The sequence below is a fragment of the Burkholderia sp. Ac-20353 genome (genome assembly GCF_017104785.1).
Taxonomy (GTDB): Bacteria; Pseudomonadota; Gammaproteobacteria; order Burkholderiales; family Burkholderiaceae; genus Burkholderia.
Genome location: NZ_JAAGPL010000013.1, coordinates 60,490 through 84,807 on the forward strand (window position 1 = coordinate 60,490; position 24,318 = coordinate 84,807).

Sequence of the window (24,318 nt, forward strand, 5' to 3'; positions counted from 1 at the left end):
CACTCAACTAAGTCTCTCAAAGTGGTGCGGGCGCTATGTGATGCATCGGCTGGATGGTCCGCGCGACGCACCGCGTCCGGGTGTGCCCAGATCGATCGACGATGCGCGTGATCGGTGGGGTTTGAAGCGGTTTTTTGTCCGCCCCGTCCGCGCGAACGGAATAGGAGTCGATGACCACGCGTGAGAAGTCGATCCACTCCGCTGCTTGATGTTTCGCTAGATCGAGTGTGTTACCGGTCGAAGCTCGTAAATCGACCGAGCCATTCAGTACAGGGGGTACGGGTGAAGAGGTTGAGGCGGGTATTTCTTGATGTGCTGCACGGTGCCACTACTCGATGTGACAGTTGGAACTAAGAAGCGTGCGCGTCACTGCCATACGCTGTGCTTGCCGAAGTCGATGAGCCAATCGAGGAAGATGCGCGCGGGTGTGCTGAGCTCCTCGCTTTCGGTATAAATAATGTATTCCGACAAGCCCGTCTTGACTGAGATATCAAGCGGGCGAACAAGGAGTGTCTCCCGTGCCTCGTCCGGAATCCCATAACTCCAGGCCAGAGCCACTCCTTTCCCGCTACACGCAGCCCGGTACACCAGATCGAAGTTCGAAAGCGTCAAGTTCTTGTGCAGGGCACCATGCGGCGCGCCAACTTTCTCGAACCATGCATCCCATGAGTTGAAGTCTGTAATGTTCGAGTCGAGTTCGATAAGCTCGCACACCATGAGGTCCTTGAGGCTGTTGATGCAGTGTTCCTCCCGGTAGGCGGGGGTGCATACGGGGAAAATCTCTTCATCAAACAGTTTGACCTTGGTTACGTTCGGCCAGTGTCCATCGCCGTAGCGAATGGCAAGGTCGACCGGATCCTGCCATGGGTCGACTGGTGTATTGCTCGCTAGTACGCGGATATCAATGTCCGGGTGTTGACTGCGGAAATCGATGATCGCCGGCATCAGCCAGAAGCTGGCCATCGCGTTGCTCGCCGCGATGGTGACCGTACTTGTATCAAGCGCCTCAATCATCGTCACGGCTCGACGAATGGTATTGAGGCTCTGCGCGATGGCCTGCTGGAAGATGAATCCAGCCCGCGTCAGCTGAATTTCCTTGTGGCGCCGGTTAAAGAGCGCCACGCCCATTCTTTCCTCCAGAACCTGAATCTGTCGGCTCACCGCACCCTGTGAGAGATGTAGTTCCTCCGCGGCCTTGGTGAAGCTCATCAATCTCGCTGAGGCTTCGAATGCTGCAATCGTGTTTAGCGGCGGTAATCGCTTGCGTGATGTGGCCAACTGGAGCCCCTCTGAATCCGGTCCTTCGAAAATGCGTCTGCATCATGGCGTTGAAGAGGTCAATTTACTGGATTCAAAAAATGCGGGCTAGTCGACGGAGGCTCAGCGGTGATCGGGATTTACCCTACACGTGAAGCCCTTGGGCGGCGGGCCTCGCCGCAAATCCCCCGGTAACTCAGCGATTTGAGGCCGCTTTCTGCTGCATCAAAAAACGCATGCATAACCCCAACACTTTTGAGTTTCCCGAGATTTTATGGCTGCCTAAGTTTGAGCCATCGAAGCTCGTCGTCCGCGTACCGCGTTCGCGAGTCGGTGGAAGCCTTTCGGCCAAGTCAAACTGTTCCAACGTGGCGAAAAAATGAAATCTCATTATCAGGCTGTCGTGATTGGCGGCGGTGTCGTTGGTTGCTCTGTTCTCTATCACCTGACCAAGTTCGGATGGAAGGATGTTGCGTTGCTGGAACGCAAGGTCCTGACCGCGGGTTCCACGTGGCATGCCGCCGCCGGTTTTCATGCGATCAACAGCGATCCTAATGTTGTACGTTTGCAGGCATACACCATCGCGCTTTACAAGGAGATTCAGGAGGTCGGGGATCAGGACGTCGGGCTGCACGTGCCTGGTGGCATCGCAATGGCCGCAACACCCGAACGGTGGGAGTTTCTGCGTACGGAGTGGTCGCGCCATCGCTTTATGGGCATTGAAAGCGAGCTCATTACGCCGGCTGAAATCAAGGCGTTGTGTCCTCTCGTCGACACAAGGGATGTACTCGGCGGTTTGTGGACTCCGGATGAGGGGCATCTGGACCCATATGGCGCCACGCAAGCTTATGCGCGGGCCGCAAGGAAAGGTGGTGCCGAGATTCATCAGCACACCAAGGTCGAAAGTCTGGAGCAGCGACCGGACGGCACGTGGAATGTGTATACCGACAAGGGCATGATTCACGCCGAGCATGTCGTTAACGCTGCTGGGCTGTGGGCACGCGAGGTCGGCATGATGGCGGGCGTCAAGCTTCCGCTGATCCCGATGGAGCACCACTACCTGATCACGGAGTCGATTCCCGAGCTGGAAGCCTTCGGGAAGGAGATCCCAGTGATCGTGGACCTCGACGGCGAAATCTACATGCGACAGGAGCACTCCGGAGTGCTCTTCGGTGTGTATGAGAAGAACTCGACGCCGTGGTCGCTTGCCGGTACGCCGTGGGACTACGGAGAGACCGACTTGCTTCAGCCGAAGCTCGAAAAGATTGAGAACGAACTCATCAAAGGCTTCGAGCGTTTTCCGAGCGTGGGGAACGCCGGCATCAAGCGCATTGTGAATGGTCCCTTTACGTTTACACCGGACGGCAACCCGCTCGTCGGCCCCGTACGCGGCAAGCGCAACTATTGGGCCGCCTGTGGCTGCATGGCTGGCTTCAGCCAAGGCGGTGGAATTGGGCTCGCGCTCGCGCAATGGATGATTTACGGCGAGCCGCAGGGCAATGTGTTTGGATTTGACGTCGCGCGATTCCCGAAGCTTACGCAGAACTTTGTCACCGAGAAAGCAAAGGAATTCTACGAGCATCGCTTCTATCTTGCCTGCCCCAACGAGCAGTGGCCGGCTGGCCGCCCGATGCGGACGACGCCCCTTTACAGAAACCAGAAAGACAAGAATGCAGTCTTCGGTGTCAGCTATGGGCTCGAAATGCCGATGTGGTTTGCTCGGTCAGCGGAGGAGGCGTTCGAGACACCAACTTTCAAGCGTTCGAACGCATTCGAAATGATCGCCGAGGAGTGCGCGAACGTGCGCGAGAACGTCGGCATGTTCGATGCGAGCACCTATGCAAAGTACGAGGTAACGGGCCCAGGAGCATACGCTTGGCTGGACCGCATGTTCGCTTCGAAGATACCAGCGGTTGGTCGCGCCCGCTTGGCTCCCATGCTCGGCGAATCTGGTCGCCTGATGGGCGATCTCACGATTCTTCGTCCGACAGAAGAAACTTTCTTTATTACTGGCTCGGGATACCTGCAGGAGTGGCACATGCGGTGGTTCGAATCCCACTTGCCCTCGGACGGGTCAGTGCGCATCGAAAACCGCAGCGACTCGCTCTCGATGTTGGCGATCGCCGGCCCGAAGGCGGCAACACTCTTGGAACGGCTGGTGGGGACAACCGCCATTGACGCGGCGAAACCTCTCCTTTCCGTGACCGCTGCCGAAGCGGGCGTAGTGCCGGTCATGATGGCGCGCATGTCATTGACCGGTGAGTTCGGATACGAGCTTTATTGTGATTCAAGTTACGTACGCACCCTCTACGAACAGCTCTTTGAGGCAGGTGGCGATCTCGGGTTGCGCGAGTATGGCGTCTGGGCATTGCTGTCGATGCGCCTCGAGAAGGGGTTTGGCATCTGGTCGCGCGAGTTCGGACCGGAGTACACGCCGTTCATGAACGACCTCGGTCATTTCGTTGATTTCTCCAAGCCCGAGTTCATGGGGCGTGAAGCCGCGCTGCGTAATAAGGACGAAACCCCAAGCCACCGGCTTGTGATGTTTGAGGTGGCCGCCACCGATGCGGATGCGAGCGGATTTGAACCGATCTGGATTGGCGAAAAAGTGGTCGGATTCACGACATCAGGTGGCTATGGGCACACCGTCAAGAAGAGTCTGGCTATGGGTTACATCGAGACAGCACACATCGACGCAAGTGCAGCCTACGAGATCTCCGTGTTGGGCGAGCGGCGTGGTGCCAGCCTGCTTCGGGAAATTCCGTACGACCAGAAGGGCGCGCGCATGCGGGCTGCCGGGTGAAGGGTAAGGGAGGCGATAAAGAATGAAGGTTCTGGTAGGTGTAAAGCGGGTTGCAGACCCGAATGTGAAGGTTCGCGTTCGAAGCGACGGCAGTGATGTTGATCTTGCGAACATAAAAATGACCATCAATCCCTTTGACGAGATTGCCGTCGAGGCAGCGATTCGGCTGAAGGAGCAGGGAGTGGCATCCGAGGTCGTCGTTGTGTCGTGCGGAACGACGGCCTCGCAGGATGCGCTGCGAACGGCGTTGGCGATGGGGGCCGACCGGGGGATTCTGGTCCAGACTGATGCGGAATTGCAGCCGCTCGCAGTGGCGAAGCTTCTGAAGGCGGTCGTCGGGCAAGAGTCGCCCGAAGTCATCCTTCTCGGCAAGCAGGCCATCGACGACGACTCCAATCAGACGGGGCAAATGCTCGCTGCGCTTCTTGACTTGCCGCAGGCTACGTTTGCTTCGTCCATCGAGCGTCACGATAAGCAACTCGTCGTCATCAGAGAGACCGACGACGGACAGGAAACAGTCGTAATGGATCTGCCGGCTGTCGTCACGGCTGACCTGCGGCTGAATGAGCCGCGCTACGTAACACTTCCGAACCTGATGAAGGCAAAGAAGAAGCCGCTTGACGTACTGGACGCAGCCGAACTTGGCGTAGATATCGCCCCGCGGTTCAAGACAATCAGCGTTCAGGAGCCTGCGCCGAGAAAGACAGGCGAACTGGTGCCGGACGTGGCTACGCTCGCGTCGCGCCTTCGTGCCAAAACCACTTCGATTTAAAGGGCGAAACCATGTCCATTCTCGTTATTGCCGACGTTCTCGAAGACGAATTGCTTCCATCGACCCCGTGCACGGTCACGGCCGCGCGTGAGATTGCGCGTCACACTGGTACTGGCGTGCACATCTTGCTGGCAGGACATCGCCTCAACGCATCGATTACGACGGCCTCGATGCTCGGAGTCGAGAAGGTCTTCGTGGCAGATTCGGAAGTACTGGCCGATCGGAATGCCGAGAGCATCTCATTAACGGTGCTCGCTGTCGGCGCGCTTGGATATACACACATACTGTTCGGGGCCAACAACTTCGGAAAGAGCGTGGCTCCTCGCGTTGCAGCAAAGCTTGATGTGGCGCAATTTTCCGACATCACCGCCGTAAAAAGCGATACGGTTTTCGAGCGACCAACGTATGCCGGAAACGTGATTGCTATGGTAGAGGCCATCGATTCGGTCAAGGTCGTAACCGTGCGTTCCGCCGCATTCGAGGCGACTGCAAGTTCGAGCGCTGTGGCCCCCATCGAGGCGTGTGCTGCCGTCGAGCACCCTGGCAGAGCGCGAGTCACCGAACGTAATGCCGATGTTTCGGACCGTCCGGACCTGAGCTCCGCGAAGATTATCGTGTCTGGCGGACGCGGGTTGGGGAGCAAGGACAACTATGACAGATTGCTCACGCCGCTCGCCGACATGCTGGGTGCCGCACTTGGCGCATCGCGTGCCGCAGTGGATGCCGGGTTCGCTTCCAATGATCGCCAGGTTGGCCAGACGGGGAAAATCGTCGCACCCGACGTGTACATCGCTATTGGAATTTCCGGCGCCATCCAGCATCTGGCTGGCATGCGGGATTCGAAAATCATCGTCGCTGTCAATTCCGACCCGGAAGCACCTATCTTCGGCTTCGCCGATTACGGGCTCGTTGCCGACTTGTTCACTGCTGTTCCGGAATGGCTGGCAGCCAACTGATAGCGGGTTGTGCCGGCGATTCCCACCGGCCAATGTAAGCATGAAGCCGCTGGTCTCTTCCGAGACCAGCAGGACTCGGAGAGAATGCAGTGAAGGACATTTTCATATCAGTGAATCTTGCGGACGCAATCAATCGAGGATTCGCGCAGATTGTTCAGCAATACGCGGAACAGTTTCACAAGGCAAGTACCTGGTTGCTGTTTTGGTTGCTTAACCCCATCGATCATTGGCTACAGGCCACACCGCCGCTCGTTCTGCTGTTTTCCCTGGGACTGTTGACCTGGCTGGGGACTCGACGGTTGGGAACGAGCCTCGCCATGGTCGGGCTTACCTATGCGATTGGTTGCCTCGGTCTGTGGGACAAACTCATGTCGACCGTGTCCATTATGCTTGTATCGGTGCTGGTTACGGTTCTTATCGGGATCCCATTGGGTATCGCCATGGCGAAGTCGTCAAAGCTTCGCAGGGTGTTGAATCCAACTCTCGATATGATGCAGACACTGCCATCGTTCGTATACCTGATTCCAGTGCTGATGCTTTTTGGTCTGGGACGTGTGCCGGCTATTTTCGCTACGACGGTGTATGCCCTCCCGCCGCTCATGCGTTTGACAGAATTGGGATTGCGGCAGCTTCCAGAGGATGTTCTCGAGGCTTCGCAGGCTTTCGGCGCGACGTCGTTTCAGCAGCTTTTCAGCGTCGAGCTTCCTCTCGCACGTCCATCCATCATGGCAGGCCTGAACCAGGCAGTGATGATGTCGCTCGCGATGGTCGTGATTGCTTCAATGATTGGTGCGAGGGGGCTTGGCGAAGATGTGTTGTCGAGCATCAACAATCTGGATATGGGCCAAGGCCTTCAGGCAGGTCTCGCCATCGTCATGCTGGCAATGGTATTTGACCGGGTGACACAAGCCTACGGGCGGTCCCGTCGGGAACGGCTGCGGTCGGCAAAGGGTGGAGCACAGCGGAGGTCAAGGTCCAGTTCAATCGGTACGGAAGAGCGCCAGGAGGCAAATGTATGAGTGCAACGCTGCTTGAACTGCGAAACGTCTACAAGATTTTTGGGCGCGACTCAAAGAGTGTGCGTGCAGCTCACGAGTCATCGAAGAAGGGCATTGGCCGTCAGGACATACTGGACAGCACGCATTGCACTGTCGCAGTCCGTGACGTGTCCTTTAACATTATCGAGGGCGAAATTTTCGTCATCATGGGCCTTTCGGGTTCTGGAAAATCGACTCTAGTCCGCCACTTCAACCGGCTCATCGAACCCACCTCCGGACAATTGCTTTTCCGCGGGAAAGACATCCTGAAACTGTCCGCGGCAGAGATGCGATCGGTGCGTCGGCACAATATTGGTATGGTTTTCCAGAGCTTTGCTCTTCTGCCGCACAAGACGGTGCTGGAAAACATCGTCTTCGGACGCCTTCTCCGCGGGGATTCAAAGGCAGAGTCCATCGCGGACGCGCAGAAATGGATTGACGGCCGTATCGGTTTGAGAGGCTACGGCGACAAGTTCCCGGACGAACTGTCGGGTGGCATGCGGCAGCGCGTTGGTCTTGCTCGCGCGCTTGTGTCTAACCCAGATGTGTTGCTGATGGATGAGGCATTCTCTGCGCTAGATCCGCTGATTCGGAGCGATCTCCAGGATCTGTTGCTTCAGATGCAATCGGAGCTGAAAAAGACCATCATTTTTATTACGCATGATATCGATGAGGCGATGAAACTCGGTTCGCGAATCGCGATTATGAAGGATGGGGAAGTCGTTCAGATTGGGACGCCGGAGCAAATCCGAAATAACCCCTCAAGTGATTATGTTCGACGCTTTTTTAACAAGAAAGAGGCTGTTTGATGTGTCTGTCATTTTTTTCTCTTATTTCCAGTGTTATGCCTGCGTAGTGATTGCGGAATGGTGGAATTGAGGATTTTATGGATTATTGCAAAGAGCTTGCTTTGGCGTATAGAGGAGAGATTTTCGGGCGAGAATTCTTTCTGACGATGCGGGAAAGTGCGACGGCAGACTGGTATGGGAGACGCGCGTTCTCAATTCTAGCGAGCCTAGAGCACGCAGCTGGTATTTTGGTAGAGAGTATGTTGGAAAAGCATGGTCCCACGATTTTGCCGTCTGACGTCTCACGGTCCAGCGGTGTGGAATTAGCACGCGTATTCGAACTGTTGCCATGGAACGCGTTGATGGACGCATTGGCTGAAAGAATATTGCCCGCCATCAAGCATTTTGAGGCGATTGCACTGTGTGCTCCGCCATCAGATCTCGAGGCTATTCGTTTGTTGTTAGAGCACGAACGTGCGCTTGCCGAATTCGCGCTCTACGGTCGGTCCAGAGGGGTCCGTCCCATGATGCCGGCACTGCAATGCTTGCGACGCTTGCGAGCCTATCTTGGTCCCGTTCGCATGGCCTCTCTCGAGGTCGCATAGGCTACTGCATCGAACTCGATGACTACCTGACGCATACATGGAGTGGAGTTCAGGTGGTTGCATCAGAAAGCGCATGATCAGCATGCAATTTATTCGATTGCCGCAGAAATAACGGCTTAATAGTCTTTGCTCTGCAAGAAGGCAAACATCTCTTGCTGGCCGGAATGAGTTGAGTTTTCCAGGATTTTGATAAATTAATCGGATTATAAAAATCATTTTGGAGGTCTAAATGAAAATGAAGGCAATTGCAGCAGGGTTGGTGGGACTCGCCTCGACACTGGCGTACGCACAAAATTCGGTTACGTTGTACGGCGCGATTGATGATGGCTTCAACTATACGTCGAACGTTGGCGGGAAACAGAGCTATCAAATGCAAAGTGGCTACGCGCAGGGCAGTCGCTGGGGGCTCAAGGGCAAGGAAGATCTTGGTGGAGGGCTGAACGCCATTTTCACACTGGAAAGCGGTTTCGACCTGAACACGGGGCGGGCCAACCAGGGGGGGCGCTTGTTTGGCCGGCAGGCCTATGTTGGCGTGCGGAGCGACAGCTTCGGCACTTTGACGATGGGGCGGCAATACGATTCTGTCGTCGATTATTTGGCGCCGCTTACGGCGAATGGTTGGTATTCGGGCTATCTGTTTGCTCACCCGTATGACAACGACAATACCGACAACTCGTTCCGGGTCAGTAACTCCGTGAAATACGCAAGCCCGAACATCGCAGGCGTGACGTTTGGCGGTGTCTACGGCTTCAGTAATTCCGCTGGGGCATTCGCGAACAACCGTCTCTATAGTGTCGGTGCCGCATATAACTACGGACCGCTGTCGCTCGCTGCTGCCTATTTGGACATCAACAATGTCGGGGCGAACTCCGCGGGCGCAGTTGCGACCAACGACACCAGCTTTTTTGCGGGCCATCATCGAACCTATGGTGCGGGCATCTCGTACACGGTCGAAAACGCGCTGTTCGGGTTTGTTTATTCCCACACCTCCCTCGACAACCCTACGGGCAATGGTTACCTGACGCCAGGGACCTTCCCAACCGGGATCACGGTCGGCGCGCTGCGCTTTGACAACTTTGAGGTGAACGCGAAGTACAGTTTCGCACCAACTTTCTTTGCCCAAGCGATGTACACATATACGCTTGGTAAATACGAGGGAAGTAACGGCTCGGCACGGCCGAAGTGGCACCAGGCGGGCTTGATGTTTGACTATTTCATTTCGAAACGCACGGATATCTATTTGCAAGGGGTTTACCAGAAGGTCGCTGGAGGCAATACTGGTACGTTCCTCGACCAAGCGTTCATTACGGGAACAGATAACTCGTCGTCTTCGAATCACCAGTTTGTCACGCGCATCGCAATGCGGCACCTTTTCTGATCTACGATCCACGCAGTACCGGCCTATAGAGACGTCGTTTCTCGGTCGGATTGAGCGCGCCTCCAGTCAGATCGGAGGCGCGCTATTTTTCTGAGCATTTGTTGACCGACGCGAAGATACGGAATACCACAGGCAATGGGGGCATGGCGCGCAACCGGGCGGCCAGAGTCAGCTCAACGTCGTGACGTGTGCTTTGCAGGCCCTCGGGGCAGCGCAGCCAGCTCGTGTCGTCACCAGGTTGCCCGTGATTAGGACGAGAACGTCAAACTGGGCGTCAATTTCCTCGTGTTCCACCTCAAACCGGTCGAGCATGCCGATCCAATAACGGCCCGCGAAGGCCGGCCTAGCGTGTTGCGTAAGCGTCGGCTGGCGTGTCTGCACGGAGGAAACTCGGGCGACAAGCCGCGCAGTAGTCGTCATCACGCCGGCCGGCTGGACGAAGATCTACAGTGCAAGCATGCAACACGTATGGATTGGCTCCGTGAGCACCTGCATGTCGTGCATGTAGCCGGTTTGGTAGTTCACCTGGGCAATGCACGCACACCAACGCATTCAATTTGCAAGAACGTGCTGCGCTGGTGCCATTTGCCATCAAAAAACGCATGCAGATCATGCGAGGAAATGAATTGCGGCGGGGAATTTGGATACTTAATCTCAAGCTTACCAGCTTCAAGAGTGACAGATGGGCTGTGCTGAGGTAATAAGAAATCGACGCGATACGACGAAAATTAGTGCGCGATGGCCATTGATGGTGAGTTGCGACGCGCTAAGAGAATCAATAATTAAGAATAAAATCCGGAAGAAATCTGAAATAAATAAATTTCAAGGTATGGAGGAATATTCAAATGCGTAGAACGTTTCGTTTGATCGCCGGTTGTGTTGCCGTAGTGTCAGGTTCAGCTTTTTCATCCATGGCATTTTCTGCCGAGACTGCACCATTATGCAGCAGTGCGAAGCCAATACGTTTCGCTGAGGTCACGTGGGAGAGCGGGCAATTTTTTGAAGAAATTCTTCGAACTGTTCTGGAAAATGGCTATGGGTGTAAAACGGAACTGGTCAAGGGCGCCAGTCCAATTATGCAAACCGCGGTCATCAATGGTGACGTCGACGTTTTTTCGGAGATGTGGCACGGTCGCGTTCCGTCTATCGAACAAGCTGAGAAGGACGGAAAAATCGCCTTGCTCGGTAGCCTGATTAAAGGCGGTGGTGGAGTGGAGGGATGGTGGGTGCCTGAATACGTTGTCAAGGGTGACGGCAAAAGAGGCATTAAGGCAGCCGCACCAGACCTAAAATCGGTTGAAGATCTGAAGAAGTATGCCGCTCTTTTCAAAGACGAAGAGGATCCATCGAAAGGACGATTTTATAATTGTCCTACCGGGTGGCAGTGCGAAAAGGATAACACACAGAAGCTGAGGGCCTACGGGCTAAACTCTTCGTACACCAATTTCCATCCCGGAACGGGTGCGGCGTTCGATGCGGCCATCACATCCGCTTATCAGAGAGGAGAGCCGATCGTTTATACGTACTGGAAGCCATCGGCCGTCATGGGAAAATTCAAAGCAATTCAGTTGAAGGAAGCCAACTATAACGAGGCTTGCTGGAAATCGATCCAGTCTGGTCAGGCGAATCCTTGCCCGTCCGCGACACCGGAAACTAAAATTAGCGTAATGGTGAACAAGCAGTTTGCGGACCGCAATCCGGTAATTGCTTCTTTCTTCTCGAAAGTTTCGGTGCCCTTGGACAGTGTAGATGCGGCTATTGCTGCCACCATGCCGCCTGCCCGTACTCCGCCGCGAGCGATTGCAGTGGAGTTCCTGAAGAAGAATCCGGGCTTGCTCTCGGACTGGGTTCCGCCGGAAATTGCAAAAGGCGTTTTGAACTCGCTGAAGTAACTATAGAGGCGAGCGAAGACATGTATTTTTTCTTTTGGGAAAAGTGGATGTCTTCCGTCGATAATGCTTTCCGAAAGGGGCATTTTGGACGGCAGTTGAAGTTTCGAGCTCTCCTTTCAAGGCGATTTGGGTGGTATTTTTGCGACCATCGTTGCGTGATAGAGAGATGAAATTATCAGAAAATGTGACCTCGAGTGAGCTGTCCCAGCCAGAGCGGGGTCATTATTTGGTATTGACAAGGACATTGTAATGCGCCCTCAGATTCTGCTCGATCGCGATCTGCCCCGTACTGACGACTCCCGTATCGCCGAGCTTTTTGCGCAACGGGCAGCGGGGCATACCTTGCCGCAGGCACTCTATATGAGCGATGCGGCCTTTGATTTCGACATGCGCGCCATATTCGAGCGCTCGTGGCTGCAGATCGGTTTTGAGGCGGAAATCTGTGACGTTGGCTCGTACATTACGGTCGAGATCGGAAAATCGTCGGTTGTAATCATCCGAGATCGCGACATGAATGTGCGAGCATTCATGAATACGTGCCGACATCGTGGAGCCCGCATTTGCCCGGAGGGATCCGGCGCGGCACGCCGACTTGTCTGCCCTTATCACCAGTGGACATACGACCTGTCCGGCACGCTGATTCATGCCAGAAATATGGGTCCGGATTTTGATCAATCCATCCATGGTCTGATCCCCGTTCAGTGCGAGACCGTGGCAGGTTTGATTTTTATCGCACTTTCCGAGGACGTCCCCCCGTTTGGGCCGTTCCGGACGGCCCTTGAACCGTTGTTGGCTCCGCATAACCTGAAAGATGCGAAGGTCGCGCACGCAATGGTGATCGTGGAAGACGCGAATTGGAAGCTCGTAATGGAGAACGGCAGAGAATGCTACCACTGTAACGCTCGTCATCCGGAACTGCTTACCGCGTTTCGCGATCCTTCCAAGGAAAATTACTTCGGTCAAACGCCACCTTGGATGACGGAATTCCAATCGATGTGTACCGGGCTGGGGTTCAAGGTGGGACCCGAAGAGGGCGAGTGGTATGACATGCAACGGTTTCCGCTGGCGGAAGGGGCGGTGTCGCTCACGACCGACGGAAAACTCGGCTGTAGGAAGATGTTAATGGAGGCGCCTGCCCAGGGTCTCGGTTCGTTCCGATGGGCAACCGAACCCCAGTCGTTTAGCCATGCACTGGCTGACTATGCGTTTTCATTTGAGGCGTGGCCGGTCTCGCCCACGCGGACAAATGTGAAGGCAAAGTGGCTGGTGCACAAGGATGCTGTCGAAGGCGTCGACTATGAAATTGAACACTTGACCGCGCTTTGGCGAGCCACTAACGATCAGGACAAGTGGCTGTCCGAGAACAATCATCTCGGCGTCGCGTCGGCAGGATATAGACCCGGACCGTATTCGAAGAGTGATGAGGGTAAGGTATTGGACTTTGTCGACTGGTACTGCCGTAGGGCGGAGTCGTACATCAACCGGAAAATCTGAATACAGTTTGACCCGAAGGTTCAGAGCGGGATTGATGATTGAGGGGTGTTGAGTGAACGTTGTTGTAACGGATATCCGGGCCGTAGCGAAAGACGTAGTCGCGGTCCAATTGCGGGCGGAAGATGGTGGATCGTTGCCGACATTTACCGCCGGATCGCATATCGACGTAGCGTTGACGGACTCGTTGGTGAGACAGTATTCGATTTTTAATAGCCCGCTTGAAGGGGACAGATACTGTATCGGCGTGCTATTGTCGCCGACATCACGAGGTGGGTCGATCGCCGTGCACCGGTTGAAACTCGGCGACAAAGTTGCGATTTCGCCGCCGAAAAATCATTTCCCGCTTGTTCAGGACGGTCAATACTCGTTGTTGATCGCTGGCGGTATCGGCATCACGCCGATACTCAGTATGGCCACTCAGCTCCACGAAAGCGGCCGCCCCTTTCATCTTTACTATTCCGCACGCGATCATGAACGAATGGCCTTCAAGGATCTGATCGAGTCCGTGGCGTGGCGGGACAATGTGACACTGCATTTTAGTAGTTTAGGCGGATCGCGGCTCGATCTAGCGACGATTCTCGCCAATCCTCGACAGGATGCGCATGTTTACGTTTGCGGCCCAAACGAGCTGATTGATGCGGTTGTCGCGACAGCGGATTCGCTCGGATGGGCCGGCGCCAATGTTCATCGGGAGCGCTTTTCCGCTGAAGTGGTTCATGCTGAGACAGATCATGAATTCGTGGTGGAGCTCTCGAATAGTGGAAAGAGGGTAACAGTTCCAAAGAACCAGTCGATTGCTCAGGCTTTGAGAAGCAACGGTGTCGCGGTGCCGACTTCGTGTGAGCAGGGGCTCTGTGGTACATGTTTAACGGGGTTAAAGGGGGGGGTTGCGGATCATCGAGATGAGTATCTGACTGATGAGGAAAAACGTGAAGGCAAGCAAATCCTCCTTTGCTGTTCTAGGGCGATTTCGGACACGCTAATATTGGATATGTGATCGCAATTTCGGCCGCGCCTGTTATGTGCAAAATCCTCATAGCTCGTGAATGCCGTTTAGCGGCGCGGACACGTTGTCCGCGCCGTTCTTGCTGCGGCAGTCCTGCCACGTTATAGTTTGGTCCCGCTTTGTACCTCCAGGTAGCGTGCTGACAACCTGACTCGGGCAAATATAGAGAATTCTTGCCCAAGTCAGGTTGTCAGCTTTGCGGTAACCCGTGTTCTCGACGAATTCTTGCGAGTGGGCAATGTGCTGTCCGCCGATGCGCGCGACTTTTTTCGCGACGGCGGGAGGCTCGCGAGGCCATTCGCACATTGCCATATCGAAGTCCGAAGAGAATTGCCGCTCGTCAAGAACGGGGGTGATCAGTTGCGAAGGCGGCACCCTGCCAACTGCCCACACTCCGTCGGATCCGATTCATGTGGCTGAACGAGGGACTTCGCGGCGCGGTCGTTGCCCCTTGCGAGAACTATCTAAATATCGCCGGTACCTCGTCAATGTTTGAGATTAGCCAGATTCGTTGCTTTGTCGCAGTCGCAGAGGAATTGCACTTCAGTCGGGCTGCCGAACGGCTGAATATGACCCAGCCGCCTCTGAGCCGACAGATCCGGTTGTTGGAACATCAGATCGGCACGCCGCTCCTGGATCGGTCCAGTCGTGCAGTTCGTTTGACGGCGGCCGGCCGATCGTTCTTTCCAGAGGCTGCGCGCATTTTGCGTTTGGCCGAGGAAGCAACGTATATCGCGCGGCGAGTCGCAAGGGGTGAGATAGGCTCTTTGTCAATCGGATTCACCGCGGCCGTGGGCTACGGGTTGCTACCGAAATTAGTGCGCTTGGTGCGGCAGCAATCACCGGGTGTTTCACTCACGCTCAAGGAATTGGTCAGTGGCAGCCAGTTGGAGGCGCTCGCGTCAGGACAACTCGATATGGGGCTGATGCGGCCCCATATCGAGCATGTCGAACTGGAGACCGTTCGCCTCGCGAAGGAGGGGCTGGTTCTCGCGATTCCTGAACGGGAGGCGGCAGATTGGCCCGAACACCCAGTAGCCGCGGACCTTCACGGCAAGCCATTCTTGATGTACTCGCCGTATGAGGCACACTATTTCTACCGTCTGTTGCAGGGCATCTTCGATCGGGCCGGGATTGCTCCGGACATTGTCGAATATGTCGCCCAAATTCACACCATGCTGGCTTTGGTTCACATGGGGATCGGGGTGGCCCTGATTCCGGAAGCGGCGACACGCCTGCATTTCGAGGGCGTCGTGATGCGACGCATTACCACCGAACCTGAGTTGCCCGTGGAGACGGTGTGTTCTTATCGGAGGAATAACGATAACCCGATCCTTGGGATCTTTCGGGCTCGCATTCTTGGCGAGTTCATGAATCGATGACCGATCGCGCACGGACTCGGTCATGTGCCATCCCCGGCCGATGACCTCCGAGTATTCATTTTTTGAATCGGAGCCGTCATCAGTTGATTTGATAGTGAATTGATCGTCTTCCACAATCTGGGACACAAGTGGAGGCGCGGCACCCATGCTCGCCGCGCTCCGACCCTGAGTAGGAGGAGACATTCATGGAACACACACAGGCAAATAGCGCGCCTGTCGTGGGCAAGTTGGCTTCCCACGCGCGTTGGAGCATCCTTGCGATGCTTTTCGTCATCACGACGATCAACTATGCGGACCGCGCGACAATTTCCATCGCCGGATCGGCGATCAAGAATTCGATGGGGCTTTCCTCTGTCGAAATGGGCTACGTTTTTTCAGCCTTTGCGTGGTCCTACGTGATCGCACAGTTGCCCGGCGGGTGGCTGCTCGATCGATTCGGTTCGAAGGTCACGTATTTTTTCAGCATCCTGCTATGGTCGGTTTTCACCCTGTTCCAGGGTACGGTCGGTTTCCTGACCGGCGGAGCCGCAGTTGCCGCGCTTTTCGCGCTCCGGCTGCTCGTCGGGGCGGCGGAAGCCCCGTCCTTTCCCGGTAACAGCCGGATTACCTCCGCGTGGTTTCCCACCCACGAGCGTGGGTTGGCGTCGGCAATCTTCAACTCCGCGCAGTACTTTGCGACCGTGCTCTTCGCGCCGATCATGGGGTGGCTCGTACACACCTATGGCTGGCAAAGCGTGTTCTTGTTCATGGGAGCAATCGGCGTCGTTGCCGCATTCGTATGGCTCAAAACCATCTACAGTCCGATTCAACATCCGGATATCAGCGCAAGTGAGTTGAAGTATCTGGAGGACGGCGGGGCTCTGATCAACCTCGACGGCGCGAAGACTTCCGCGAAGCGCCGTGAGGTGGACGCGTGGACGTGCATCAAGGAGCTGCTCGGCAACCGGATGTTGCTCGGTGTCTATATCGGGCAGTACTGCATCACGACTCTGACGTACTTCTTTTTGACCTGGTTTCCTGTCTATCTGGTGCAGCAGCGCGGGATGACCATCCTTGCTGCCGGCTTCGTTGCCTCGCTGCCCGCGATTTGCGGATTCCTCGGGGGAATCACCGGAGGGTGGTTCTCGGACCGCCTCAAGAAGGCCGGCTTTTCCCTCTCGGTTTCTCGCAAGATCCCCATCGTGGTCGGCATGCTGATGTCGACCAGCATGATTGCCTGCAACTACATCCAGGCCGATGCCATCGTTGTGGCGGTGATGTCCCTGGCCTTCTTCGGAAAGGGCGTTGGCGCACTGGGGTGGGCAGTGGTCTCCGATACTTCCCCCAAAGAGGCGGGCGGACTGTCGGGCGGGCTGTTCAACACGTTCGGTAACACCGCCGGCATTACGACCCCAATCGTCATCGGCTACATCGTCCAGGCGACCGGTTCGTTCGCAGGCGCGCTGTTGTTCGTCGGTGCAAACGCGGCGATGGCCATCGTCTGTTACCTGTTCATTGTCGGCGAGATCAAGCGCGTCGTGCTGGTCAAGTCGTTGGTCAAGTGACCCGCGCCACGGCCAAATTCATTCGACTTTCCGGAGATCCCTATGACTACACGATTTTCCGACGCCCCGACCGTGACCGACCTGCGAGTCATTCCAGTGGCAGGCCGGGACAGCATGCTGCTGAACCTGAGCGGCGCCCATGGCCCCTGGTTCACCAGAAACATCGTAATCCTAACCGATAGCGCTGGCAATACCGGGCTCGGCGAGGTACCGGGCGGCGAGGCGATCAGGAGGACAATCGACGACGCACGTCCGCTGATCGTTGGCAAGACGCTGGGCGAGTACAACGGCGTTCTCAATGCGATGCGCGTCGCGTTTGCCGATCGGGACGCTGGCGGCCGCGGGCTGCAGACATTCGACTTGCGTACCACGATTCACGCCGTAACGGCGGTCGAGTCGGCGTTACTTGATCTGCTCGGCCAGTTCCTGGGCGTGTCGGTGGCCGCGCTTCTGGGCAACGGTCAGCAACGCGATGCCGTGGAGATGCTCGGATATCTTTTCTACATCGGCGACCGCAACAAGACGAATCTCGACTACCGCTCCGAACCGGATGCCGACGATGCATGGTTCCGGCTGCGCAACGAAGTCGCGCTGACGCCGGAGGCGGTCGTTCGGGTTGCCGAGGCCACCCGGAACCGTTACGGATTCAACGACTTCAAGCTCAAGGGCGGGGTGCTGGACGGCGCCGCGGAAATGGACGCGATCGTTGCGCTGCACGAACGGTTTCCCGACGCGCGGATCACGCTGGACCCGAACGGCGCCTGGTCACTCGCGGAAGCCGTTCGTCTGTGCCGCGACAAGCACGGCGTGCTCGCTTATGCGGAAGACCCGTGCGGCGCCGAGAACGGTTATTCGGGACGCGAGGTGATGGCGGAGTTTCGCCACGCGACCGGACTGCCGACGGCAACCAACATGATCGCGACCGACTGGCGCCAGATGGCGCACTCGATTCAATTGCGGTCGGTGGACATCCCGCTGGCCGACCCGCACTTCTGGACGATGCAGGGCGCGGTCAGGGTGGCGCAACTGTGCGAGATGTTCGACATGACGTGGGGTTCCCATTCAAATAATCATTTCGACATCTCGCTGGCCATGTTTACACACGTCGGCGCGGCCGCGCCCGGCAAGGTGACGGCGATTGACACGCACTGGATCTGGCAGGACGGGCAGCGTCTGACCCGCGAGCCACTCAGGATCGAGGGCGGGATGGTGCATGTTCCGAAGAAACCTGGTTTGGGTATTGAAATCGACATGGCGGAGGTGGAGAAGGCGCATCTGGCGTATAGGAACATGGGACTGGGAAGCCGCGACGACGCGGTCGCGATGCAGTTTCTGATTCCCGGATGGACCTTCGACAACAAGCGTCCTTGTATGGTGCGCTAAATTTTCGCATTCCTTTTGACATTTCGGCGATGGAGCATGAAGCTATGCGAGACAATCGACTTCGAAGAATATGGCGAGCCGGTGGTGCGGTTGTAAACGGCTGGCTGGCGATTCCCGACGGCTTTTCGGCAGAGTGTATGGCGCATCAGGGCTGGGACTCGCTGACGATCGATATGCAGCACGGAGTCGTAGATTATCAGGCCACTGTGTCGATGCTGACGGCGATCTCGACGACTGCTGCCGTGCCGGTCGTGCGTGTTCCGTGGCTGGATCCGGGAATTCTCATGAAGGTGCTCGATGCGGGGGCCTATGGCGTCATTTGCCCGATGGTCAGCACCCGGGAAGATGCGGAACGACTGGTTGTCTCGACGTCCTATCCGCCGCGAGGTGGCCGCAGTTTCGGTCCGGTGCGCGCGCTGCTCTACGGAGGATCGGATTATCCAGATCATGCCGACGAGACCATCGTCCGATTCGCGATGATCGAGACCAGTGAGGCGCTTGACAACCTGGAAGCGATCCTGAGCGTCGAAGGGCTTGACGCGGTCTATATCGGACCGTCGGATCTCTCGCTATCCCTTGGCTGCAAACCGGCCTTCGACGATGTCGAGCCGCCAGTGGACGAGGCAATCGACTACGTGCTGGCGAAAGCACGCGAGCACGGTGTGATCGCCGGCATTCACAACGGCACTCCCGAGAGTGCGCTGCGACGTATCGCGAAAGGATTCCAGTTCGTCACCGTCAGTTCCGACGCCCGGCTGCTGGCAGCCGGCTCGCAGCAGATCCTTAGCACAATGCGAAGCCCGGCATCTGCTGCCGAGGCTGTGGGCAAAGGCTATTGATACATCCCATCATGGAGAAAGCGATCATGAGCAAAATCGGTTTTATTGGCCTCGGCATCATGGGTGCGCCCATGGCCGAACACCTCATCAAGAGTGGGCGCGACGTATATCTGTACAGTCGCACCTGCATTCCCGACGCCTTGGTTCAGGCGGGCGGAACGCCGTGCGGCTGTGCGCGGGAGGTGGCGCAACACGCAGACGTGATTATCACGATGGTGCCGGATACACCACATGTCGCGTCCGTGCTTTTCGATGCGGATGGCGTAGCCGAGGGGATTTCCGCCGGAAAAATCGTCGTGGACATGAGTTCGATCTCCCCGGTGGAGACCAAGAAGTTCGCCACGCGTATCAATGCGTTGAATTGCGAATATCTCGATGCACCTGTATCTGGGGGCGAGGTCGGTGCCAAGGCCGCGACGCTGACGATCATGGTCGGGGGGCCCCAAGCGGCATTCGAGAAAGTCAAGCCACTATTCGAATTGATGGGCAAGAACATCACGCTCGTCGGAGAAAACGGTGCCGGCCAGACATGCAAGGTTGCCAACCAAATCATCGTTGCACTGAACATCGAAGCAGTCGGGGAAGCGCTGCTGTTCGCATCAAAAATGGGAGCGGACCCGGCAAAGGTGCGTCAGGCATTGATGGGGGGATTTGCGGCGTCCCGTATCCTCGAAGTGCACGGCGAGCGCATGATCAAACGGACATTCGATCCAGGTTTCCGTGTCGAACTGCACCAAAAGGACCTCAACCTGGCATTGGCCAGTGCTCGCGCGATCGGCGTGTCGTTGCCCAATACCGCGACTGCACAGGAACTATTCAATGCCTGCGCCGCACATGGCGGGAACGCTTGGGATCATTCTGCCATGGTCACAGCGCTCGAGACTCTCTCCAATTTCAAGATCGGACAAGAGGCCCCTTGAATCTCTGACCTGAACGTTACTCTATAGTTGTTCGGCAAATTCGGCTCACTGAATCGCCGAACGATGACCGTCTGGCGCTCAAAGCTTGACGCGCTAAAGGCGCACCAGGATGAGGTCATGGTCGAGTGCGGAGGGACCGAATTGTTCGTCATGCCGGTCGAGCATGTATTCGTGCTCGGGAGGGCGCTGAGCCGGTGATCGCCTTGAGAAATTCACTGTAGCCATAATAGCCACCGACATTTTCGGGTGGGTAGGCATTGGCACTAACGAGGTACGTGGGAGTTGTGGACAGGCGTTGTGCCAAAGCGATCAAAAAAAGGCCCACGTTAAATCATGGGCCCATTCCTGAAGATCAATTAATGGTCATGCTGTCCGTTCGATAAACTCCTCCGCTGCGTCCAATATCCATTTGAGAGCGAACTCGATGTAGCTGACATCGAAGTAGACGACGAATTCTCCCTCGTTCCGATGCATTACCATTGCGGGCAGGTCGGCGAATCGAGTCGTCACAACACGTCCGACCGGGAAGCTGGCGGGATGCATGTCGATCGAGCAACCTTTTGCCAGAAACGCCGTAGCATCGGTGCCAGTGATTAGGAAGCAGACACGACTATCCGAATACAGCGTCGCGGTTGCAAACTGTCCTGCCAGTGCCGCAGTCAATGCCGAGAAGGTTCGTTCCTCGGCGTCGAGCGGACAGAAACAGAGGTACTCGTTCGGCCCCACCCACGCAAGCTCAACGTCAGCTCCTGGCGAAAAAGTCTCCGCCAACGGGAGCTGTACACTAACGGTTGCGGAAACGCTCGCTCGGAACTCAGGATCATCTGTGCGACCTTGGAGGCGAATGATGCCAGCTAGCGGTAGCTCGAAAATTTGCAGCGATCCTGCTCGAATCGGAAACACCTGCTCCGAAACGTACAACGGCGCTACCACGGTGCGTGCGATGAGCTTATCCATTGAGGCGTTCTCCTTTCGGGTCAAAATGTGCGGTCGGCACCACGCGTGCTGAAATCGTCTTGCCCCGCGTATAAATGGTGACAACTTCGCCCAAGCGCGAGAAGCCGTTACGCAGAATGCCCAATCCGATTGCCTTGTTGAGCATGGGACTCACGCATGCGGACGTAACGTAACCATCAGACTTAATAGGGATATTGGTGTTGTCACCGTTGATGAAGTGCCCGCCGACAGGAAGCGGTATTTTCGGGTCAACCGATTCGAGACCAACCAATTCGAGCCGTCCGTTCGCCTTGTCAGCGGGACGTTGAAGCGACCGCTTGCCGATGAAGTCTTCTGTCTTCTTTTCGATGATTTTGCCCCAGCCGACATCCAGCGGATTCGAGTTCCCGTCGGTATCAGCGCCAACGTGCAGATAGCCCTTCTCGGTACGCATCACCTCGAGAGCTTCGATCCCGTATGGTGTAACGCCGAATGCATCGCCGACCTTTTTAATGAGGTCCCACAGTGCATTGCCGTAACGGCTGCCAACCGAAATTTCATACGTCACTTCACCCGTGAAGCTGGCTCTGAGAATTCGCACCGGCACGTTGGCAAGCTTGCCACTCCGGAAGTGCATATGCGGGAAGCTCTCGGCCGAGAAGTCGATGTCGGAATCCAGTTGCTGGAGCACGAGACGTGCTTTCGGCCCGGAGACCGTGACATTTGCCCATTGACTGGTGACGTTGTTGATGTGAACGCGCAGGTCAGGCCAATCGTACTGCAGGTATTCCTCTAACAACAAGAACACGCGCCCGACGGCGGCGCTAGTTGCGTGGACGAGATAATGGTCTTCGGCCAGGCGTACTATGACGCCGTCGTCGATAAGCACGCCGTTGTCGTTTGTCAGCATCGCATAGCGCGCTAATCCAGGCTTCAGCGTGGCGAGGTTGTTCACGTACACGCGGTTCAAGAACTTGGCTGCGTCCGGCCCCTTCACCTCGATCTTGCCGAGCGGCGAGCCATCGAACATGCCGACACCGCTGCGCACTGCGAGTACTTCGCGACGGGTGGCCGCGACTATATCCTCGTGCCCGCGAGGGTAATAGTCGGGACGGCGCCATCCATACTCGCCGTATCGTGCTTTCGCAGCCGTATGTGACGACGTCGCGGGCAGTGTTTGCCACGGAGAATACAACTCGCCGACCGCCCCTCCCACAAAAGTACCGATCGTTACCGGTTGATAGGGCGGACGGAAGCGCGTCGTGCCGACCTTTACAATCGGCTGCCCGCTCAATTCCGCCATGATGGCGAGAATATTGAAGTTGCTCGACTTACCTTGGTCGACACTCATGCCGCCGGTCGTATAGCGCTTAACATGCTCGACGGAACGGAAATTTTCGCCCATGGCCAACTCGACGTCCGAAACTTTTACGTCGTACTGGAAATCGAGCCACTGTTTGTCCGTGCGCGTGTTCGTTGTGTACCAGTACGGCTCGATTCGCAACGACTCGCGCTCAGCATCGTGCGTTTGGGGAATCGTCGAGGGCGAGGTCAGTTTGGCGCCAAGCTTCGCAACGGCCGATTCTGCCGCCTTGACACCTGCTTCGATACACTCGGGCAACGAGAAGTCCCCATTTGCGGCGCCGATGATGCTTACCGACTGCACACAGGATTGAGGGATCAGGCATGCAATTCCTTCCTTGTATTGAAGGGTGCCACCGGCCTGACTGTACAAATGGATCGTCGGCGTCCATCCACTCGACATCGCCACCAGATCGCATTCGATGGTGGTCACGTCGGGGGCGAGTGTTCCATTGCCGATATGGCGTGACAGCTTAAGCGCCTTGACTCTCCGCTTTCCGACGACGTCGCGAATGCCATAGCCAACATAATGAACAATGCCGCGTCCCTTCAGTTCTCGGACCAGTTCGTCTGAAACTTTCGAACGAGTGTCGACGACACAGATAGACTTGACGCCAATGGTATGTAGGTCAAAGGCCGTCCGATACGCGTCGTCGTTGTTCGTCGCGATCACGGCTTGCGAGCCAGGCACGACACCGAATCGGTTCACGTACAGCCGGACAGCCGATGCGAGCATGATGCCGGCGCGATCGTTGTTAGCAAATACGAGTGGTCGCTCGATGGCGCCCGTCGCCAAAATCACCGCTCGGGCACGAATGCGCCATAGACGCTCACGCAAACGACCTTTTTGCCCGTTAGGGCCAAGGTGATTGCTGACACGTTGTGCTGCCGCGAGGAAATTGTTCTCGTAGTAGCCGCTTACGTTCGTGCGCGGCATCAATTGTACGTTGGGCAGCTGTTTGAGCTGGGCAACGGTTCGCTCGACCCATCGTTCCCCTGACACGCCGTTTACGTTGAAGCGTTCAGCCAGCAATGAACCACCGAACTGTTCTCGGTCGTCGACGAGAATCACGCGAAGGCCGGCATTGCCCGCCACGACTGCAGCCGAGAGCCCAGCTGGGCCGCCGCCGACGATCAACAAGTCACAATGAATATTGCGCTTTTGGTAATTCTGGGCATCCGGCAGACGAGGCGCTTTGCCTAGTCCGGCGATCGGGCGCACGAAGCGCTCGTAGAAGTGCCAGTTCGGCCAAATCATCGATTTGTAGTAGAACGATGCCGGCAACATTTTCGCAAAGCGATCCAGGATGCCAAGAACGTCATTTTGAGCATTCGGCCAAGCGTTTTGACTCGTGGCCCGCAGACCGGGATACAACGGGATCATTGTCGAACGGACATTGGGCTCGTCGAACTCCCCCGATTCGAGTTGTACGAGCCCATTCGGTTCTTCGACTGAGCTGCCCATAATGCCGCGAGGCCGGTGAAGTTTGAAGCTGCGGCCAACGGTATCGACGCCATTTGCGAGCAGTGCTGCCGCGAGGGTATCGCCCTCGAGCCCTTCATAGGTCTTTCCGTCGAACGTGAACTGAACCTTGCGGCGAGGTTCATTTGCGGGTCGCCCGAATACCGGGACGCGCTCAAGCTGTTTCATGAACACCTCCCTCGGTGCGTGTTACCGTCTCGCCGATCTGCGGAACCTCGGCAAAAGTGAATACTCGGAGCAGTTCGTGGCTGACGGTGTCACGCTCGACGCCGAACCACTGCCGGCAACCGATCGTATGGCGCCAACGCTCGAGCGAGTTGCCCCTCGCATTCTCGTGCGTGAAAAGATAATCGGCCCACTGCTGATCTGACAGACCCTGTGGAGCGCTAGGCCGAACTCGCTCGAGCGGTCCGCCGTAAGTGAATTCGTCTTCGTCTCGCGTGCTACCGCAAAACGGACACGGAATGCGTAACATGGCTCT

Annotated in this window: 19 protein-coding genes; 15 read left to right on the forward strand and 4 right to left on the reverse strand. The window is 56.4% G+C overall.

Annotation, left to right across the window (positions count from 1 at the left end; genetic code table 11):
- Positions 1 to 366: 366 nt before the first annotated feature.
- Positions 367 to 1,209: a LysR substrate-binding domain-containing protein gene (locus G3N94_RS06455; protein WP_205791271.1), complete on the reverse strand. Its 843-nt coding sequence runs from the start codon at positions 1,207 to 1,209 to the stop codon at positions 367 to 369.
- On the opposite strand from G3N94_RS06455, the gene G3N94_RS06460 reads away from it, so the two are divergent.
- The 15 genes from G3N94_RS06460 to G3N94_RS06530 all read left to right on the forward strand — a co-directional run bounded on the left by G3N94_RS06460 (position 1,199) and on the right by G3N94_RS06530 (position 20,056).
- On the forward strand, positions 1,199 to 1,369 hold the full coding sequence (locus G3N94_RS06460; RefSeq protein WP_205791272.1) for a hypothetical protein: 171 nt from the start codon (positions 1,199 to 1,201) through the stop codon (positions 1,367 to 1,369). The genes G3N94_RS06455 and G3N94_RS06460 overlap by 11 nt on opposite strands.
- A gap of 267 nt (positions 1,370 to 1,636) precedes the next feature.
- Entirely contained in the window at positions 1,637 to 4,060 is a 2,424-nt protein-coding gene (locus tag G3N94_RS06465; RefSeq protein ID WP_205791273.1) for an FAD-dependent oxidoreductase, read from the forward strand.
- A gap of 22 nt (positions 4,061 to 4,082) precedes the next feature.
- Positions 4,083 to 4,832 (forward strand): electron transfer flavoprotein subunit beta/FixA family protein, encoded by a 750-nt coding sequence (locus tag G3N94_RS06470; RefSeq protein WP_205791274.1) that lies wholly within the window; start codon positions 4,083 to 4,085, stop codon positions 4,830 to 4,832.
- 11 nt (positions 4,833 to 4,843) lie between these two features.
- Positions 4,844 to 5,788 carry an electron transfer flavoprotein subunit alpha/FixB family protein gene (locus G3N94_RS06475; RefSeq protein WP_205791275.1) on the forward strand — a complete coding sequence of 315 codons (945 nt, stop codon included), beginning with the start codon at positions 4,844 to 4,846 and terminating at the stop codon, positions 5,786 to 5,788.
- A gap of 89 nt (positions 5,789 to 5,877) precedes the next feature.
- A complete protein-coding gene (locus G3N94_RS42240) occupies positions 5,878 to 6,807 on the forward strand; it encodes a proline/glycine betaine ABC transporter permease (RefSeq protein ID WP_205791276.1) in 930 nt (309 codons plus the stop codon).
- The gene (locus G3N94_RS06485; protein ID WP_205791277.1) at positions 6,804 to 7,634 is read left to right on the forward strand and encodes a betaine/proline/choline family ABC transporter ATP-binding protein; all 831 of its coding nucleotides are present in this window, start codon (positions 6,804 to 6,806) and stop codon (positions 7,632 to 7,634) included. The genes G3N94_RS42240 and G3N94_RS06485 overlap by 4 nt, the downstream gene beginning before the upstream one ends.
- An 813-nt stretch (positions 7,635 to 8,447) precedes the next feature.
- Positions 8,448 to 9,596: a porin gene (locus G3N94_RS06490; RefSeq protein WP_205791278.1), complete on the forward strand. Its 1,149-nt coding sequence runs from the start codon at positions 8,448 to 8,450 to the stop codon at positions 9,594 to 9,596.
- A gap of 845 nt (positions 9,597 to 10,441) precedes the next feature.
- Positions 10,442 to 11,488, forward strand: coding sequence for a glycine betaine ABC transporter substrate-binding protein (locus G3N94_RS06495; protein WP_205791279.1), 1,047 nt, complete (start codon positions 10,442 to 10,444; stop codon positions 11,486 to 11,488).
- A 249-nt stretch (positions 11,489 to 11,737) separates the two neighbouring features.
- The gene (locus tag G3N94_RS06500) at positions 11,738 to 12,982 is read left to right on the forward strand and encodes an aromatic ring-hydroxylating dioxygenase subunit alpha (protein WP_205791280.1); all 1,245 of its coding nucleotides are present in this window, start codon (positions 11,738 to 11,740) and stop codon (positions 12,980 to 12,982) included.
- Positions 12,983 to 13,034: 52 nt separating this feature from the next.
- The gene (locus G3N94_RS06505; protein ID WP_205791281.1) at positions 13,035 to 13,979 is read left to right on the forward strand and encodes a PDR/VanB family oxidoreductase; all 945 of its coding nucleotides are present in this window, start codon (positions 13,035 to 13,037) and stop codon (positions 13,977 to 13,979) included.
- Positions 13,980 to 14,476: 497 nt separating this feature from the next.
- A complete protein-coding gene (locus tag G3N94_RS06510) occupies positions 14,477 to 15,370 on the forward strand; it encodes a LysR family transcriptional regulator (protein ID WP_205791379.1) in 894 nt (297 codons plus the stop codon).
- A gap of 185 nt (positions 15,371 to 15,555) precedes the next feature.
- Positions 15,556 to 16,914 carry an MFS transporter gene (locus G3N94_RS06515; RefSeq protein WP_205791282.1) on the forward strand — a complete coding sequence of 453 codons (1,359 nt, stop codon included), beginning with the start codon at positions 15,556 to 15,558 and terminating at the stop codon, positions 16,912 to 16,914.
- A 42-nt stretch (positions 16,915 to 16,956) separates the two neighbouring features.
- Positions 16,957 to 18,297, forward strand: a complete 1,341-nt coding sequence (gudD, locus tag G3N94_RS06520) for a glucarate dehydratase (protein WP_205791283.1) — start codon at positions 16,957 to 16,959, stop codon at positions 18,295 to 18,297.
- 44 nt (positions 18,298 to 18,341) lie between these two features.
- Positions 18,342 to 19,136 (forward strand): aldolase/citrate lyase family protein, encoded by a 795-nt coding sequence (locus G3N94_RS06525; RefSeq protein WP_205791381.1) that lies wholly within the window; start codon positions 18,342 to 18,344, stop codon positions 19,134 to 19,136.
- A 26-nt stretch (positions 19,137 to 19,162) separates the two neighbouring features.
- Positions 19,163 to 20,056, forward strand: a complete 894-nt coding sequence (locus G3N94_RS06530; RefSeq protein WP_205791284.1) for a 2-hydroxy-3-oxopropionate reductase — start codon at positions 19,163 to 19,165, stop codon at positions 20,054 to 20,056.
- A 363-nt stretch (positions 20,057 to 20,419) separates the two neighbouring features.
- On the opposite strand, the gene G3N94_RS06535 is transcribed toward G3N94_RS06530, so the two are convergent.
- Genes G3N94_RS06535 through G3N94_RS06545 form a run of 3 tightly spaced genes read right to left on the reverse strand, consistent with a single transcriptional unit; the run spans position 20,420 to position 24,312 of the window.
- Entirely contained in the window at positions 20,420 to 21,013 is a 594-nt protein-coding gene (locus G3N94_RS06535; RefSeq protein WP_205791285.1) for a sarcosine oxidase subunit gamma family protein, read from the reverse strand.
- Positions 21,006 to 24,005 carry a sarcosine oxidase subunit alpha family protein gene (locus G3N94_RS06540; RefSeq protein WP_205791286.1) on the reverse strand — a complete coding sequence of 1,000 codons (3,000 nt, stop codon included), beginning with the start codon at positions 24,003 to 24,005 and terminating at the stop codon, positions 21,006 to 21,008. Before G3N94_RS06540 ends, G3N94_RS06535 begins: the two co-directional genes overlap by 8 nt.
- On the reverse strand, positions 23,992 to 24,312 hold the full coding sequence (locus tag G3N94_RS06545) for a sarcosine oxidase subunit delta (RefSeq protein ID WP_205791287.1): 321 nt from the start codon (positions 24,310 to 24,312) through the stop codon (positions 23,992 to 23,994). Before G3N94_RS06545 ends, G3N94_RS06540 begins: the two co-directional genes overlap by 14 nt.
- Between the last annotated feature and the right edge of the window lie 6 nt (positions 24,313 to 24,318).

Excerpts from the sequence above, each read along its gene's own strand:
- G3N94_RS06490 (WP_205791278.1), top strand. The coding sequence starts at position 8,448 with ATGAAAATGAAGGCAATTGCAGCAGGGTTGGTGGGACTCGCCTCGACA.
- G3N94_RS06535 (WP_205791285.1), bottom strand. The coding sequence starts at position 21,013 with ATGGATAAGCTCATCGCACGCACCGTGGTAGCGCCGTTGTACGTTTCG.
- gudD (WP_205791283.1), top strand. The coding sequence starts at position 16,957 with ATGACTACACGATTTTCCGACGCCCCGACCGTGACCGACCTGCGAGTC.
- G3N94_RS06470 (WP_205791274.1), top strand. The coding sequence starts at position 4,083 with ATGAAGGTTCTGGTAGGTGTAAAGCGGGTTGCAGACCCGAATGTGAAG.
- G3N94_RS06525 (WP_205791381.1), top strand. The coding sequence starts at position 18,342 with ATGCGAGACAATCGACTTCGAAGAATATGGCGAGCCGGTGGTGCGGTT.
- G3N94_RS06465 (WP_205791273.1), top strand. The coding sequence starts at position 1,637 with ATGAAATCTCATTATCAGGCTGTCGTGATTGGCGGCGGTGTCGTTGGT.
- G3N94_RS06495 (WP_205791279.1), top strand. The coding sequence starts at position 10,442 with ATGCGTAGAACGTTTCGTTTGATCGCCGGTTGTGTTGCCGTAGTGTCA.
- G3N94_RS06545 (WP_205791287.1), bottom strand. The coding sequence starts at position 24,312 with ATGTTACGCATTCCGTGTCCGTTTTGCGGTAGCACGCGAGACGAAGAC.
- G3N94_RS06500 (WP_205791280.1), top strand. The coding sequence starts at position 11,738 with ATGCGCCCTCAGATTCTGCTCGATCGCGATCTGCCCCGTACTGACGAC.
- G3N94_RS06510 (WP_205791379.1), top strand. The coding sequence starts at position 14,477 with ATGTTTGAGATTAGCCAGATTCGTTGCTTTGTCGCAGTCGCAGAGGAA.
- G3N94_RS06540 (WP_205791286.1), bottom strand. The coding sequence starts at position 24,005 with ATGAAACAGCTTGAGCGCGTCCCGGTATTCGGGCGACCCGCAAATGAA.
- G3N94_RS06530 (WP_205791284.1), top strand. The coding sequence starts at position 19,163 with ATGAGCAAAATCGGTTTTATTGGCCTCGGCATCATGGGTGCGCCCATG.
- G3N94_RS06485 (WP_205791277.1), top strand. The coding sequence starts at position 6,804 with ATGAGTGCAACGCTGCTTGAACTGCGAAACGTCTACAAGATTTTTGGG.
- G3N94_RS06455 (WP_205791271.1), bottom strand. The coding sequence starts at position 1,209 with ATGAGCTTCACCAAGGCCGCGGAGGAACTACATCTCTCACAGGGTGCG.
- G3N94_RS06475 (WP_205791275.1), top strand. The coding sequence starts at position 4,844 with ATGTCCATTCTCGTTATTGCCGACGTTCTCGAAGACGAATTGCTTCCA.
- G3N94_RS06515 (WP_205791282.1), top strand. The coding sequence starts at position 15,556 with ATGGAACACACACAGGCAAATAGCGCGCCTGTCGTGGGCAAGTTGGCT.